General features: G+C 37.2%; 13 protein-coding genes. 2 read left to right on the top strand and 11 right to left on the bottom strand.

The window, feature by feature from the left end; all coding sequences use genetic code 11:
• Positions 1-7: 7 nt before the first annotated feature.
• Both OM33_RS04995 and gspG read right to left on the bottom strand, forming a co-directional pair.
• Complete coding sequence (locus OM33_RS04995; protein WP_038639508.1) at positions 8-1,672, bottom strand: GspE/PulE family protein; 1,665 nt, start codon at positions 1,670-1,672, stop codon at positions 8-10.
• A 9-nt stretch (positions 1,673-1,681) separates the two neighbouring features.
• Complete coding sequence (gspG, locus tag OM33_RS04990) at positions 1,682-2,092, bottom strand: type II secretion system major pseudopilin GspG (RefSeq protein WP_038639505.1); 411 nt, start codon at positions 2,090-2,092, stop codon at positions 1,682-1,684.
• 152 nt (positions 2,093-2,244) lie between these two features.
• Between gspG and OM33_RS04985 the strand changes: the two genes are divergently transcribed.
• The gene (locus OM33_RS04985; protein WP_038639501.1) at positions 2,245-3,462 is read left to right on the top strand and encodes a lipopolysaccharide biosynthesis protein; all 1,218 of its coding nucleotides are present in this window, start codon (positions 2,245-2,247) and stop codon (positions 3,460-3,462) included.
• Positions 3,452-4,597: a glycosyltransferase gene (locus tag OM33_RS04980; protein WP_038639498.1), complete on the top strand. Its 1,146-nt coding sequence runs from the start codon at positions 3,452-3,454 to the stop codon at positions 4,595-4,597. The genes OM33_RS04985 and OM33_RS04980 overlap by 11 nt, the downstream gene beginning before the upstream one ends.
• Before the next feature lie 198 nt (positions 4,598-4,795).
• On the opposite strand, the gene OM33_RS04975 is transcribed toward OM33_RS04980, so the two are convergent.
• From OM33_RS04975 to OM33_RS04935, 9 genes are read right to left on the bottom strand one after another with little or no spacing between them, the layout of a single operon-like run.
• The gene (locus tag OM33_RS04975) at positions 4,796-6,100 is read right to left on the bottom strand and encodes an oligosaccharide repeat unit polymerase (protein ID WP_081991008.1); all 1,305 of its coding nucleotides are present in this window, start codon (positions 6,098-6,100) and stop codon (positions 4,796-4,798) included.
• A gap of 5 nt (positions 6,101-6,105) precedes the next feature.
• On the bottom strand, positions 6,106-7,017 hold the full coding sequence (locus OM33_RS04970) for a Wzz/FepE/Etk N-terminal domain-containing protein (protein WP_038639493.1): 912 nt from the start codon (positions 7,015-7,017) through the stop codon (positions 6,106-6,108).
• Positions 7,018-7,031: 14 nt separating this feature from the next.
• The gene (locus OM33_RS04965; RefSeq protein ID WP_038639490.1) at positions 7,032-8,306 is read right to left on the bottom strand and encodes a hypothetical protein; all 1,275 of its coding nucleotides are present in this window, start codon (positions 8,304-8,306) and stop codon (positions 7,032-7,034) included.
• A 9-nt stretch (positions 8,307-8,315) separates the two neighbouring features.
• The gene (locus OM33_RS04960; RefSeq protein ID WP_038639488.1) at positions 8,316-9,380 is read right to left on the bottom strand and encodes a DegT/DnrJ/EryC1/StrS family aminotransferase; all 1,065 of its coding nucleotides are present in this window, start codon (positions 9,378-9,380) and stop codon (positions 8,316-8,318) included.
• Between the two features lie 2 nt (positions 9,381-9,382).
• A complete protein-coding gene (locus OM33_RS04955; RefSeq protein WP_038639485.1) occupies positions 9,383-9,967 on the bottom strand; it encodes an acyltransferase in 585 nt (194 codons plus the stop codon).
• The gene (locus OM33_RS04950; RefSeq protein ID WP_038639483.1) at positions 9,967-10,914 is read right to left on the bottom strand and encodes a Gfo/Idh/MocA family oxidoreductase; all 948 of its coding nucleotides are present in this window, start codon (positions 10,912-10,914) and stop codon (positions 9,967-9,969) included. The genes OM33_RS04955 and OM33_RS04950 overlap by 1 nt, the downstream gene beginning before the upstream one ends.
• Before the next feature lie 17 nt (positions 10,915-10,931).
• A complete protein-coding gene (gene wbpA / locus OM33_RS04945) occupies positions 10,932-12,236 on the bottom strand; it encodes a UDP-N-acetyl-D-glucosamine 6-dehydrogenase (RefSeq protein WP_038639480.1) in 1,305 nt (434 codons plus the stop codon).
• 22 nt (positions 12,237-12,258) lie between these two features.
• Positions 12,259-13,380: a glycosyltransferase family 4 protein gene (locus OM33_RS04940; RefSeq protein ID WP_038639477.1), complete on the bottom strand. Its 1,122-nt coding sequence runs from the start codon at positions 13,378-13,380 to the stop codon at positions 12,259-12,261.
• Position 13,381: 1 nt separating this feature from the next.
• Positions 13,382-16,036, bottom strand: coding sequence for an SLBB domain-containing protein (locus tag OM33_RS04935; protein WP_038639474.1), 2,655 nt, complete (start codon positions 16,034-16,036; stop codon positions 13,382-13,384).
• Positions 16,037-16,048: the final 12 nt, after the last annotated feature.

Below are 16,048 nucleotides of genomic sequence, written 5' to 3'. Positions count from 1 at the left end.
TAAAACCTTATCCACAAACTCGTTGAATTTCTTCGATTGTAGTTTGCCCTTGAATAACTTTGTAAAGTCCATCTTCCATTAAAGTACGAACGCCTTCGCGATGCATTTTTTTATGAGCCTTGGCAATAAAATCATCTGATTTAGGCATAGCACTAATTGCATCATCGCAACGCAAGTATTCAACAATTGCCAAACGACCTTTAAAACCTGTGAAATTACACTGTTTACAACCAACTGCCTTTTTCAAGTTAACTGTATTTAGGCCCCATTGTTTCGCTTTTTCTGTTAGCCCGTAGGTCTCACTAAGAATCAGATCCTTATTATCATCACAACAATGAGTGCACAACTTGCGTGCTAATCGTTGAGCGACAATCGAAACCAATGCAGCATTTAAAAGAAATTCATCAACACCTAGATCAAGTAATCTTGTGTAGGAGCTTGGCGCATCATTAGTATGCACGGTCGAAAACACTAAGTGCCCTGTAAGCGCTGACTGCAAGGCTACATTTGCAGTTTCTTGATCTCGAATCTCACCTAGCATAATGATATCGGGATCCTGACGCACAATGCTTCTCAACCCTTTAGCAAAGGTATAACCAATATCCGAGTTAACGTGAATTTGATTAATACCCTCAAGTTGATATTCTACTGGGTCTTCTAGCGTGATTATTTTTACATCATCCGAGTTTAATTTACTCAGAAATGAATACAGTGATGTTGTTTTACCACTCCCCGTAGGACCGGTTAAAAGGACTACTCCAGCAGTTTTCTGAATATCTTCCTCTAAAAATGCTTTAATATCAGGAGACAGACCTATAGATTCAATATCATAACTAACAGACTCTTTTACAAGAAAACGCATTACTATGCTTTCACCTTCTGCTAGCGGCAATGCAGAGACCCGAATATCTAGTTCTTTACCAGCAACTCTGAGTGAGATTTTTCCATCTTGGGGTCGTCTCTTTTCTGCAATATCCATTTCTGAGAGAATTTTGATGCGTGAGATTACAGGTAATTGAATATGATGAGGTAATACTTCAACGGTTTTCAACACACCATCAACACGAAACCTCACCCGTGCATTTCCATTATAAGGCTCTATATGCAAATCAGACGCACCTGCTTGCATCGCACGGCTAAATAGTGAATTAACTAAATTTACTATTGGCGCTTCTGAAGCTATTTCCTTTAATTTCTCAACTTCGTTATCACCGATTAATTGGCCGTTTGTTGTTTCAAGCACTAACAAACTTTCAACTTCTCTAAAAACAGCGTCACTACATAATAGCTGCTTCAACACTAAACCATGATTAATACAATATTGATAAATATCGTTGGAAAATGCCTGACTTGTTAAACAATATAATTCTGGAGCATCGAACGAAAGACAAAAGTGTTTTTCATCCTTTAATAAGCTAGAAAGTTCCGAGGGTAATTCTGGTAATGCACTTTTATCAATCGAGTCAAGAAAGTCAGTAACGTCATCAGATGGTAAATATGAAGCATTTAAAAAAGCAGCTACAATTTCAACTATTTTTTCTTCAGAAACTATACCGAGATTAACCGCAGCTACTTCGGGTCGAACACCATATTGGTTAACAAAAATACTGAGTTTATTTATATCATCTTCAGATAATTTCGCTTTGTCAGCTAAAAAGTCATTAAATTCCATTGTACAAACTTAAAAATAAATATCTGCGCTGTCGCCTTCACCACCAGGAGAACCATCTTGCCCGAATGAATATAAATCATACTTTCGACCTTCTGTACCAGGATTAGCATACTGATATTCATTACCCCACGGATCTAATGGGACATCTTTTGGTAAATAAGGACCATCCCAATTTTTGTGGTCAGATTCACGCAGCGCTTTTAACGACTTCGGATAAGAGCCTACATCTAAACGATATGTATCAAGTGCACTCGACAACATATTGATTTGTGTTTCAGCAGTTTTTACTCGTGAAGAGTCAACTTTTCCCATTAATTCAGGACCGACCAATGATGCCAACAGGCCTAGAATAATCATTACAATTAACAATTCTATTAGTGTAAATCCCAAGGACTTTTTACGGAGAGTTTTTTGAGGCATTTAAGCTCCTAACTGAGTAACATATTACTTTATTTATTCTAGGGAACAGTTATTATATTGATTCTTTAATGTTGTTCAATGATTAACTTGTAAGCGAGTTTATATTCATTTATCGAGCAGCATGTTATTTTCCAAGATGTAGTTCACAATAAATGCTAAAGAAATTAGTCATAGATATTAGTAAAATAGTAAATGGTACCGTTATAGCCCAATTATTACCTCTAATAGCACTGCCTTTTTTTGCTCGTTTATATTCACCAGAAGCTTTCGCTAACTTTGCACTATTTTTTGCAAGCAGTGCGATTGGTTCTATTATTTTAAGCCTTAGGACCGAAACCGGCATAATTAGTTCAACTTCAGAAGAAGAATTAGCGCAAAATACCTTATTGGCTTTAATATTCACTGCAGTACTATTTGTTTTTGCCGCTTTGGGTGTTTTTGCACTACAACTTTTTTTTCAACTACCAAACTTTGTATTCCCAGCTTTATTTACATCTTTTCTTTTGGCGCTCTTTAATATTCATCAAAATGTTCTTGTATGGCATGAGTCATTTGGTGAGGCATCAAAGTTGATAATCATTAAAAGTGTGCTAGTTGTCACTCTCACACTACTTTTTTCGTTTGAATATAATGGGCAAGTTTGGGGGTTCGCATTAGCAAACTTGCTTATAACAGCTGCCGTTATGAAGCCACTATTGAAGATTTCTAGGAATACCAAAGCATCTTCAGTAAAGACAAGTCTTATAAAAAATAAAAATAATATTTTCTATTTAGCTCCTCACACTCTTTACAATAACTTTATTTTACAAGGGCCTATTTATATATTGAGCATTTACTTTCCTGCTACACAGGTAGGGCAATACTCAATGGCAAATAGACTTATTGCAGCACCAATTAGTTTCATTTCGAGCGCATGTAACAAAGTCCTGTTTAAAAAATTTAGTACATTAGAGCATCAAAAGAATACCAAAACTCAGCAATTTTTAATGAAAAAACTAACATTGAGTTTATTTTTTCTATTGGGTCTATTTTTTTCGATTCTATACCTTTTTGGTGAGTCTCTGATTACCTACATATTGGGTCCAAATTGGTTATCTACTTACCCAATAATAGTTGCTCTTTTGCCTTGGCTACTACTTCGTTCAATTGCAGGGGCTTTTGCTTTCATAACAATTTTAAAAGAAAAACAAAAAAACGCATTATTATTTGAGCTTGTTTATGGGTTCGTGTCATTGTCAATTCTTTATACACAAAGCCAATACAATAATCTATTACATACGGTTTCTGCTTTTGCGATAACTGGTGCTATTTTTGTTTCGATTCAGCTTGCCTGGTATTTTTCACTTTTAAGGCATACAAATGAAACATAAAAAACAACATATACTGGTACTTCCTATCAACTACCCTAGTGATGCCAATCCAATTGCAGGTACATTCTTTAAGGAGCAGGTTAAGGCAATTGCTTCAGCAGGGTATAAAGTTGGGGTTCTTTCATTTAATGCTCTACCTTTAAAAAAATGGTCTCAATGTCACTCAAAAATTGAAAATAGCAAAGGCATTATAATTGATCAAACATGCTTCCCATCTTTGCCAAAGTTGATTTCTGTTAATCACAAAATACGTACTTATTTTGTTAAAAAAAAGATAAAACGATACATAAATAAGAATGGTCACCCTGACTTAATTCATGTCCATGTACATTCATCTGCCGAAGCCGCGATTTGGGCGAAACAGCGGTTTGGTATCCCCTATGTGATAACAGAGCATTACTCACACTTTGCCAACAATCAATTAAATTCATATCAACTAAAATATGCAAAGCGAGCGTTCCAATATGCAAATGAGAGGCTTTGTGTTAGCCAATCATTGGGAAACACTTTAACCGAATTATTTCAGCTGAGCTTTAAATGTATTCCTAATATACTTGATCCTCGCTTTAAACTTGATAACAAGCTAATTTCTAGTACACCTTATTTACTGAGTGTGGGCTCTCTTAGCAAAGTAAAAAACCATCAATTATTATTGAAAGCATTTTCACGTATTAGTCAAGAAAGGCCAGAATTAAATCTTATTATTGCTGGGGAAGGCCCCTTAAAAAAGGACCTTATATCACTCAGTCATGAACTAGGCATTTCAAAGCGCGTAAAGTTCATAGGTAATAAAACTAAATCTGAGTTGACCAAGTTAATGAGTGGAGCCATTCGATTTTGTTTGCCAAGTAATTATGAAACATTTGGTGTTGTATTAATTGAATCAATGGCTTGTGGCACCCCGGTTATTGCAACAAACGTAGGTGGGATTCCTGAAATAGTAGACTCTTCTGAGTTAGGAATCCTTTGTAACGATGATGTTGAAAGCTACAGTATGGCTATTTTGAATTCGCTCAGTACATCTTATGATAATTCTAAAATATCCTACACTACGATAAATAATTATGGTAAAGAATCATTTTTAAAGAAAATAGAAGCGGTTTATTCAAATCTAATTGTTAAAACAGAGCCTTAAAATACCTTTCTCGAGTAAAAATCATGTAATTTTATTGTACATAGCCCCAGTTATATTGGTTAACTAGGGCTGGCATATTTACTTAATCTTCACCGGTTTTGATAACACTAACTTCATCGGTATTATCGCTTTCACTAACTCAGCCCTCCCCCTGAAAAGCTAGACTCTTTTTACTTCAATTTCCTTAACAATCAATAGCTACTGAGGTTTACTTTCATTTTTAAGCTCAAAATTAGTCATTTGTGATAGACTCTGAGTTTTTTCCTTTTTCAGGCACAAATGGTATACCAAAAACAACAACATCCAAACTACAGGTGCACGAAGGATAGATGATGGGACATTAATGAGTAACAAAAAATACCCAGCAAACAGTAGAAAGAATTTATCATTTCTATTTTTCAATATATTTTTACACATCATAAAAAATATAAACGCAAATAATAAAGGTGCAATAAAACCGAAAGCTAGTGTGCTCTCAATTATAAATGAGTGAGGGTTTTTAGATATCAAGCTATTGTCAAATTTTGTATTGGTATAAAAGCGTTCATAATTTCCACTTCCATACGGAAAAATAGCTCTATCGATATTCTCAAAAAAATATTGATACGAGTTAAGCCTTAAACTGCTGCTACTGCTGCCCGTAGTTTTAGTTATATCTCTAATAGCAATTATTCTATTGATATTACGTGCAAAAAACACTTCTGATTCGTTTTCTGCTTTTACAGGTTCTAAGTTTTGAATAGCTACAAATGAAGCTGTAAGCAAGAATAAGACTGACGTAGTTGCAATAAGAAATTTTACATACTGCTTACGGTAAACTAAAAAAAACAAAAAATAACTAAAAAATAAAATTACGGCTAAACGTGATAGCGTAAGTAATAAAATCACCAAAGTAATGCCTACTAACACTATTTTTGCATGTTTTTTGCCAAGCCTATAAGCCTGCCAATGTAACATTGAAAAGAACAACATACACATTACAGCCAAATTATTAGGGTTACCTGAAGGACCTCGAACTAAAGCGATACCATGTGGCGTATTTTCGTCTTCAGCCCAAATGGTCGGTACCACGCCTAAATTACCCAGAAACTGTAAAATAGATAGAAGTACTAATGCAATATAAAGACAAAAAAACCAATTAAAGAATTGAGAAAAAGAAATGTTGCTATATGTAACAACGTAATAGGTAATTATAAAAATTAAGAGTATGTGCAAGCTATAAAATGCATCTTTTAATTGTTCCGCATTATGAAAAAATAAAACAGTTACAAAAACAGCTACGCAATATAACAATAAGGCAAAAGTTATTGACTGTTCAGCTAAAGAAGCGCCAACTTTGGGGAATAAATATAGACATAAAATTAAGATACATGGCATTAAAAGGTTCATCAAAGACAAAGCAGGAACGACTAAATGAACCTTATTACCAAATACTAGACCAATACTATAAAGAGATGCAAAAACTAGTATTAATCTAGCAAGAGAAATATAACGTAACAGCATAAACGTTAAGTATGTGCACGTACTAAATAAAACACCACGCTAAGGAACCCGCCTAAGAAAGTGATAAAAATACAAATCAACGCTCGTTTAGGCTCACTTTTAAGTTCTGGTAAGTAAGGTGGATCAATAATCTGAAGTGCGTAATCTGTCTTGCTCATGACAAGCATTTTAGATTGGATTTGCTCCTCCATTAAACTCGAAAAGACACTCTTAGCATTGCTCAGTTTAGTATCTTGAATAATGCTTTCAAGGCTTAAAATACTTTTTTCCGCTTCCATTAATTTTTTATTTCTCATCCATGTATTTATTCTCGCTACATAGAGTTCTAGCCACTCTTTACTTAAATTAGGTGAGTAATGTTTCATTGAAAGGCTGAGCATAGACTTATCCTCGATAAAGTTTACCGACAACCTCTCCATAAACCTTTCGTAAAGCTCTTGCTCACTAGGCTCAACTTTCCCCCACTTTGTCGGCCCTCGAACCCATTTCTTTTCTTCATAACTATAGACTTCGGGGTCTAAGATTAGGTCATTCGATGCTTTATCCCAACCAACTGCGGCTATCAGTGGTACTTCCAGGTTATTCTCATTAATAAAATCTAAAATAAAATTTCTAGATTTTAATGTTTCAATAGTAATTAATAGCTCATTAGCGCCAGCATCTCCCAAATTAACCCCCGTTAAAGAAGCTAATCCACCCAGACTAGATGCTAACTTAGCCATACCACCTTCAGCCTGCCCAGAGTTAGGGACCAATAAGGTCTCTGATTTATAAATATTCGGTAGTGAAAGAGCATAAAACACTGAAAAAACGGAAAAAACAAATGAAACCAGTAAAATTTTGTATTTATTCTTAAAAACAGGAGCAATAAATTCCGCAAGCGAAATATTCTGTAAATCTAAGCTTTTATGTTGCATGTACTTCTAATTCTCTACATTTGTGTTGCAGTTAAACAAACTAACTCGGCAAAACCATTTTCAAAATAATCAGGCATACTTGCCAGCTCATGTGTAGCACGCGTTGGTCCAAGCCCCATATATAAATCGACCACTTTTTGCTCCAACGGAAATTTATTACATTGCTTTTGATACTGTCCCTTAATATAAGAATCCTGAGAAAGCGGGTAAAAGCCAGCAAATAAGGTCCCAGATAAATTATAGGGTTCATACCCTAATTTTATTGCTCCTGGGTTATCCTCATGGTAACGGTATCGATAAATTCCATTGTTACCATCCGAATAATTTTTCATTCTCATTGCGTCAAATTCTTGATCAGGTTCAACATAAATTACATTTTTAAACTGTGATATAAATCCATCATAAAGTGAGTCGAAATAAATATACTCATCTTGTAGGTTGGTATAAGAGTCCCGAAAAGAAACAAGCCACAATACAAATCTGTGTGCATGGGAGCTATCTAACGCAATACCTTTAACAGGTTTAGGCGTTAACTGATCACTTAAAGTTGTGTGACCTGCATAAATATAGTCTTGATACTCGTCCCACTGCCCAGGTTGGTATAGCCAACCATTAGATGTATTTACCACTTCAGATTCAAATACACGTAATGTATCTTTTTGAATATCTAGAGCTGCAATATAGTTTTCTTCTTTAACAAACTTATTTAATTTCAGTAAGTCTGCTGCAATAGCAAATGTAAAGAACTCTTCATCAATGGTTGCTAATTTATACTTTGGTTCATAATCTTTTGATTCGAGTTTCCAAATAATACGTTCTTTTAAACCAATCGTATTTATCCCCCAAATACCAATTGGTCTAAAAAACCAAAAATCCGTTAGATAATCAGCTATAACACCATGTAAATGCTGATGAACATTAGTCCAATGTCCACTTTCTTTCGATAAAACTAGATATTGGCTAAGTAAGTACCAAAACTGAAGTTGTCTTAAGCGATTAACATCAAGAGCATTTTCTATTTCCAATGAATACCTTATATAGAAATCATCAAATTCTTGAATTTTTTGTTCATCTTTCTTAGCAAAAGCATAGTGAAGCGGAACCATTAGCATATGCCCTGCATCATAGTTATACTCCGGCAACCATAAATCTGCCAGCATATATTCTGAAACAGTTTGCGGCCAAATTGATTCAATTCTCGCTTTATTATTTTGTTCCTGATTAGGCTTTGAATCCTCACAACCACCTAATAGCACTAATGCAAAAAAAACAAGTAAAACCTTTACCATTCCATACTCCTACAAGTAAGGGTGCATCGGCAAACTAAAAACTTGCCTTGCTAGTCGCTCTGCAACTGGAAAATCTCCATGACTATAGCCCAAACCTTTAAATGCCGTTTGTTCATGCATACACGTACCATAATAAATCATGGTTGGGATACCTTGGGCTTTATATTCTGCCATTATCGCATCGCGGTTTTCATCAACAAGGGTATACTGCGCCCAAGAGCTTAAGTAACCCGTTGGTACATGTGGTGTGTTAAAACGCACAGAGAGTTCCGCTGTATACTTTTCTGCAGCTTTATTTCGCTTCACTAATTCAGTGGGAAACTCAGCTAATTTTTCTAATAAAATCGCAGCTTGAATGGTGTCTAAACGACTGTTCATACCAATGCGGACATTGTCATACTTATCGCTTCCCTTACCGTGTACTCGGTAAGAGCGTAATAATTCTGCAAGGTCATCATCATTGGTAAACAGTGCTCCACCATCGCCATAACAACCTAATGGTTTTGCAGGGAAGAAACTAGTCGTGGCGATATCGCCAAAACTGCCCGCCTTTTGTCCATTAATTTCACCACCAAAACCCTGTGCCGCATCTTCAATAAGTTTTAAACCAAACTTTTTAGCAATGCGCTCTAATTCTGGGTAGTTTGCCGGTAAGCCAAACAAATCAACTGCGATTATCGCTTTGGGTGTGAGCAGGCCTTCGGCAATCACTTTTTCAATTTGACGTTCTAAGTCTTGCGGGCAAATATTAAATGTTGCCTCATCAGAGTCAACAAATACTGGGGTTGCACCAGCAAACGCAATTACTTCTGCGGTCGCAAAGAAGGTAAAAGTAGGACAAAAAACTGCATCACCCGATTTGATATCAAGTGCCATCATGGTAAGTTGCAGCGCATCAGTACCGTTAGCACAGGTGATTGCATGCTTAACACCTACATACTCTGCAAGCTGTCGCTCTAACTCTTGCACTTCTGGTCCCATTATATATTTGCCATGTTCCAGCACAGTTCGAATGCGAGAATCTATTTTGTCTTGAAGGTGCTTATATTGCGCTTGTAAATCGATAAACTGCATTATTAATCCATCTCTACTGATAGCTGACCATCTTTTAAACAATACTTGTCGCCAGTGTTCTCACACACCGTTTGACCATTCCCTGTTAACGGCAGTGATAACTGCTCGCCATATTTACTTATCCAACCAATTTGTTTTGCTGGAACGCCTACCATTAAAGCAAATGGCGGCACATCTTTATTAATAACAGCACCTGCGCCAACCAGTGCATATTCACCAATGGTAACGCCACACACTACCGTGCAATTGGCCCCTAAGGTGGCACCTTTTTTCACCAAAGTATCTCGGTATTCCGTTTTGCGTTCGATAAACGAACGCGGATTATACACGTTGGTAAACACCATACTTGGTCCACAAAATACGTCGTCTTCTAAGTGAACATTATCGTAAACCGACACATTATTTTGAATTTTTACATTATTGCCAATGGTGACTTTATTACCGACAAACACATTCTGACCAAGTGAGCAGCCTTGCCCAATTTGAGCACCACCACACACATGCACAAAGTGCCAAACTCGAGTGTTGTCGCCAATTAATGCGCCATCATCAACAATGGCGCTATCATGTACTGTATAGTTACTCATTAGATTAATTCTTTAGCAAACGGGTGAACTTCCGCTTCAGATTCAATATGCACTTTACCTTTTCGAATTCCTTCAACGGTTTGCACACAATGACGCGCATCCTCAATACCATAACCACGTCCAGCTAGAATTTCTTGGTAACTCACAGTATGTAAGTCAGTAAAGCCGCCTGAGAATTCCAGTTCATTACCATCGCAAGTAATTGAACGGAATGTTGGTTGCTTTCCTTTTACCGAATCTGGTAAATCACTAGCATCAATCGATAAGAACCAACGAACACGAGCTTTTTCATATTCTAAATAGCCAGATGCTTTATCTTCATTCATAAAATGAAGGTCATTGCGTTGCAAATCACCAAAAATAAAGTGCAGCATATCGAAGAAATGAACACCAATATTAGTTGCTACACCAAACGATTTACGCGGGTCGCCTTTCCAACTTTCCATATACCACTTACCACGTGATGTAATGTAAGTCAGCTCTACTTCATGCTTTTCATCTGAACTTGCCTTCGCTACTTGCTCTTTTAAGTCTAAAATCGCTTGATGATGGCGCAGTTGTAAAATGTTGTATACTTTACGGCCCGTTTCTTTTTCAACTAACGCTAAATCGTCGAGTTGCTCAACCGTTGGTACTAACGGTTTTTCACAAATGACATCACAGCCTAAACGCAGACCCGCTGTAATGTGAGAATGGTGTAAGTAGTTTGGTGAACACACCGACACATAATCGAGCTGGGTATTTGCATCTCGTTTCAATGTGTGGGCAAAGTCATAAAAGCGCTCAAACTCAGTAAACATTTCACTTTGAGGTGAAATGCTATCAATAATGCCAACCGAATCATTAATATCAAAACACACCGATAAATGGTTTTCTGTTTCTTTAATCGCTTTCATATGACGTGGTGCGATGTAACCTGATGCACCAATAAGGGCAAAATTCTTCACTGAAAATCCTCTTCAATCTAGGCTTTGATAATGTGGTCCGCAGGCGCTCTATACTTGCCTCGCGTGTCTACCAATAACTGGGCGTTTTCTTTGATTAAGCTGTAGTCAAACTTATCGTGATCTGTTGCTAACACGATAGCGTCAAACTCTGCTACTGACGCAGGTGTCAACTCAACCGAAGACAAATTAAAGTTATGCTCGCGCATTTTAGGGAAAACCGGTACGTGAGGGTCTGAATACGCCACTCCAGCCCCTTTGGCTTCAATTAATTCCATAATTTCAACTGATGGCGATTCACGCATATCATCAACATTCTTTTTATAAGCAATTCCTAGCACTAATATCTTACTGCCTTTTAATGCTTTACCGTGCTGATTTAAGCCATCCATCAACTTATTTACAACATATTCAGGCATCGCCGTGTTCACTTCACCAGATAACTCAATAAAACGTGTATGTAAACCATACTCACGTGCTTTCCAGGTTAAATAAAATGGGTCAATTGGAATACAGTGGCCACCTAAACCAGGGCCTGGATAATACGGTGTAAAACCAAATGGCTTGGTTGCTGCGGCATCCACCACTTCGAATATATCTATGCCCATACGATCTGCTACGATCTTCATTTCATTAACAAGGCCAATATTGACAGCACGGTGAATGTTTTCTAACAATTTAGTCATCTCAGCAGCTTTAGTTGAACTCACTGGCACAACCTGATCAATTGCAGGTGAATATAATGCAATACCCACTTCGGCACAGGCTGCAGTGTGACCACCGCACACTTTAGGTATAGTGCGAGTTTCAAAATCTGGGTTACCTGGGTCCTCACGCTCTGGAGAGTAGATTAAGAAAAAGTCTTCACCAACGGTAAAGCCTCGCTCTTCAACGCGTGGGAGCAACTCTTCTTCAGTAGTACCTGGATAGGTTGTACTCTCCAGAGATAACACTTGCCCTTTTCTAAAGTATGGCGCGAGCGCTTCGGTTGTATCAATAACAAAACTTAAATCTGGCTCACGGTACTTATTAAGTGGGGTTGGTACACACAGAATTAGCGCATCGCATTCAGATGCTCTTGAAAAGTCAGTAGTTGCATCAAAGCCATTTGCCAACGCCTGCTGAATAGAAGAAGGTGAGATGTGCTCGATATAGCTTTGGCCACTTAATAACGCATCGACTTTAGTCTGGTCAATATCAATGCCTAAGACATTGAAACCTATATCACTATAACGAAGCAGTAAAGGCAAGCCTACGTAACCCAACCCGACAATACCAATCTTTGCCGTTTTATTCGCAAATTTTTTAACTAATTCATTTTTCATAAATAATCTTAATAAAGCTCTATTACTTCAATATTTTTTGATAAAACTCTAATAGTCCAGAGATTTGGCTCTGCCAATTAAATTGAGTTTCTACTGATTGTCTGCCAAATACTCCATACTCACGTAAAACATGATGATCATTTAACATTTCATTAATTACATCACTTATCTTGGCAGGTTCTGTAGGTTCAACAGTACGCCCAGATTGAGTATGTTGTACGATTTCATCATACAACTCGAAGTTAGAAGAAAGAATAGGTAACCCTGAAGCCATATACTCAAACATTTTCACCGGAAAGGCGAGTTCATAGTCACCCGTTGGTTGTAGTAAAACCAAGCCTAAATGACTATTTTTTAAGATTTCAACTACTTGGTCTCGATTTTGCCAACCGTAATATTCAACTTTAGGCCAAGCTTCATGACCTTCAATTTCTGACAGTAATGATGTGGGAAAGCAAGGCCCCACTAAATGCAACTTTACATTTCCCTTTACATTAATCAAAGCATCAAGCATCTGAAAGATGCCGCGATCTTTGGTTATCCCTCCAACGTAAACCAAATTTAACGGTTTTCCTTGTTCAATAGCTAAATCTATTGGCGTGTAAAACTCCTCTAAACAGGGGTAATTCCTTACTTCAATTGTTTTTCTAGAGTCAAAACGCCCAGCAATATGAGGAGTCACTGTAACAATACCTGATAGTATTTTAGATGAAATATTCTCACAAAGTCTTACGATATAAGAAATAGGATATGCAAAAACCTTTGGCAACCAAGGCTTCCTGAGAACTTGACTAGGAACATCTTCGTGCACATCATATATCACTTTTTTTCCGCAAAGCCTCAACCCCCAGCCAACAAACATTAACTCAGGATCATGGAAATGATATATATCTGCTTTTTCTTTTAAAGCAGCTCGAAAAACTTTAAATCCGCTAACAAAGAATCGGTAAGCCAAAGAGCTTGGTTTTCCGATGTCTTTGATTTCAACATTGTTGACTTTTTCACTACCCTTACCATCAGCAACAATCAAAACGACATGTTTAAGGAATCTTGCTAAGGAACTACACTCTTTAACAAAAACACGTGTATCTGTTCTCTTATGCACAGTTGTCAAGTGAGCAACTTTTAAACTACTTAGCCTCATTTTAAAGTGCCGAGATAGCTGCAGCAGCTAAACCAAGTTGGTAAACAATTTGAGTTGCAGTACTCCACAATGTAAGTTGGTTCATATATTCAGCATCTAGTGGAACAACAATTGTATCGCCTGGTTCCAGTCGATTCTTAGAATTGTTAACTGCAAACCAACTTGATTCACCAGGAATATACACAGAGCCATTTGCTTTAATAACATAAATTCGATCTTCATCAGCTCGTTGCTTTAAGCCACCGCTGTATTCTAAATAATCTTCGACCCTTAAGTTTTCGCTATATAGGTGAGAAGTCGATACATTAACCTCGCCAATTACACTTACTGTGCTCTGTTTAGCAGGAATATAAAGTGCATCGCCTTTTTCCAATTCTAAGGAAACTGCACCTGACTGAATTTTCGGTAAATCTATAACTAAGCGACCAAGTGCTTGTACTTTCGCCAAGTCTTTGAGTAGCTTATCGGTATCTTCATAACTCAAGGACGCGTCTGTAACTGAGTTTGAAAAGCTTTTTGATGCGATTTCTCGACGTAAATCATCTGAAAGTTTTTGTAATTGAGCTTTTTCTTTTGTTCGGATTGATTGTCGAGTAAATATAGCACCATTTTTAGCAGCAAAATCTGTCAAACCACCCGCTCGTTCCAAAACAAGCTCTAATGTTTCACCTCGCTTGATTGAATAAGTTCCAGGAAAGCGGACTTCACCAAAAAGTGAAACTGTTCGTTCTTCTGACCAATTTGGTGTTGCAAAAATATTTACAGAATCTTTACTGTATAATTTAGCCTCAGTAGGGGCTTTAATTACTTCATCCAGATTTACTGTAATATGTTCTACAGTTGTTGAATTACCTTTATTAACACGAGTAATTTCTGCATTTTGCATATAAGCAGATTCAAGTAAACCACCAGCAGCATCAATCGCAAGCTTGACATTTGAATCTTTAACTAAAGGATAAACACCTGGGTAACGAACACGACCGTTAATTGCAATAAGTGCAGTATCCTCAAACGCAGACGCTTGTTTTTGTAATTTAAGAATAACGGGGGATAGCAGTTTATGCCGACTAAATACTGAATACTCAGCTTCTTCAAGCTTATCAACCTGACCTGTCAACAGCTTCGTCAAGTTATCAAGTTGGTCATCAACCTCAAGGTCATAATCTATATATTCTTCGCCTATAAATTCAGAAAACTTACGATTTTCAAATTTTTGCCACTGTTCTACTTTTGCTTGATGCGCAATTTCTTTTTCACTTAAGGCTAGATCAGTTAACAGGCGCTTTTCCTCTGCTAACTCTTCAAAACGACTAAATACAATAATAATATCACGAGGCTTAAGTTCTATATTGTTATTTTCTTGATTTTCTATAGCCTTAACTAGAGAAAATTGTAGTAACTCTATATCGCCACGGATATTTTTTTCGCGCACAATCAGAGAATAGTCAAAATCAGCAATAGGTAACACATCAGACTTTAATGACGAGATTAAGTCTGAAATGCGATCGCCTTTTTGCCACTGGTAATTACCTGGGTGTGATACTGCCCCCATAATAGTCACAGCATTTTCTAACTCTTCACTCGAACCTTGTACCTTAATTACATCGCCATCATGGGGTTGATAACTAATTTCACTTTTTGAGAAATCTCTAGTTAAAACCGTTTTAAAACTATTGCCAGCGTAACGCTCAATAACCGTTTTTTGCGGGAAAGCTTCTGCTTTAAAACCTCCTGCCAAACGAATTAAATCATCAGCAGTTTCATTTTTCTTTAATTCAAAAATTGCTGGACGTTTCACTAAGCCTGAAACAGTTACTTGCTTACCCACCGATGGAATAAACACAACGTCGCCAGATTGCAATACGATATCATTCGAACTATCACCTTTAGTTAACAGGTCGTATAAATCGAGCGCGGCAACTACTTTACCCGCTCGTTTTACCTGAATGTTACGTAGTGAGCCTATTTCAGTAATACCACCGCTAACAAAAAGTGCATGCGTAACCGAGGCAAGCGATGACACACTATAAGCGCCAGGCTTATAGGCTTCACCTAATACTAAAATACGCATCGAGCGAAGACGCCCCATAGAAACAAAGGCTTGAACGCCAATAATTTCTTGTTCGATTTTAGCTTTTACAAGCGCCTTAACTTCTGAGAACTTTAAACCTGCAACATTCACAGGGCTTAATTTTGGAATCGTTAAGCGGCCTTCACGGTCCACTTCAACTTCAAAGCTATCGCTTTCTTTACCATAAAAATTAATTTGAAACTCATCACCAGGGCCAATGATATAGGAATCAGGGATCGCTGCATTTTCGCTTGGCATAAACGACATAGGTTCGCCAGCAAACAACTCATAGCCAAATGGTTTTAACTCTTCCATTTGCGGTTTGAACTTTTCTTCTTCCGTTTTCTCTTCTTCTTCAGAGCGCGGTTGCACTAATAAGGATTCGTCTTGCAACGCTTCTTCAACTTGTTTGCTTGATTTGTCAAGTTGATTAAGGTCGATACCATACTGTTTAGCAAGGGCTTTTTGCTGCGACTTGGGCAGTTTTTTAAATTGCTCAATTTGCTGAGGAGTTGGAGTCATCGCCATCGATGGCTGAGTAAGTGAAACAACTAACAAGCAAAGAAAAAGCTTAAGATAACGCACAGGATCCCTTTA

The organism is Pseudoalteromonas piratica, assembly GCF_000788395.1.
Lineage (GTDB): Bacteria > Pseudomonadota > Gammaproteobacteria > Enterobacterales > Alteromonadaceae > Pseudoalteromonas > Pseudoalteromonas piratica.
Note: the sequence above shows the minus strand (reverse complement) of the source record. Positions and strands in the feature narration are given on the sequence as shown.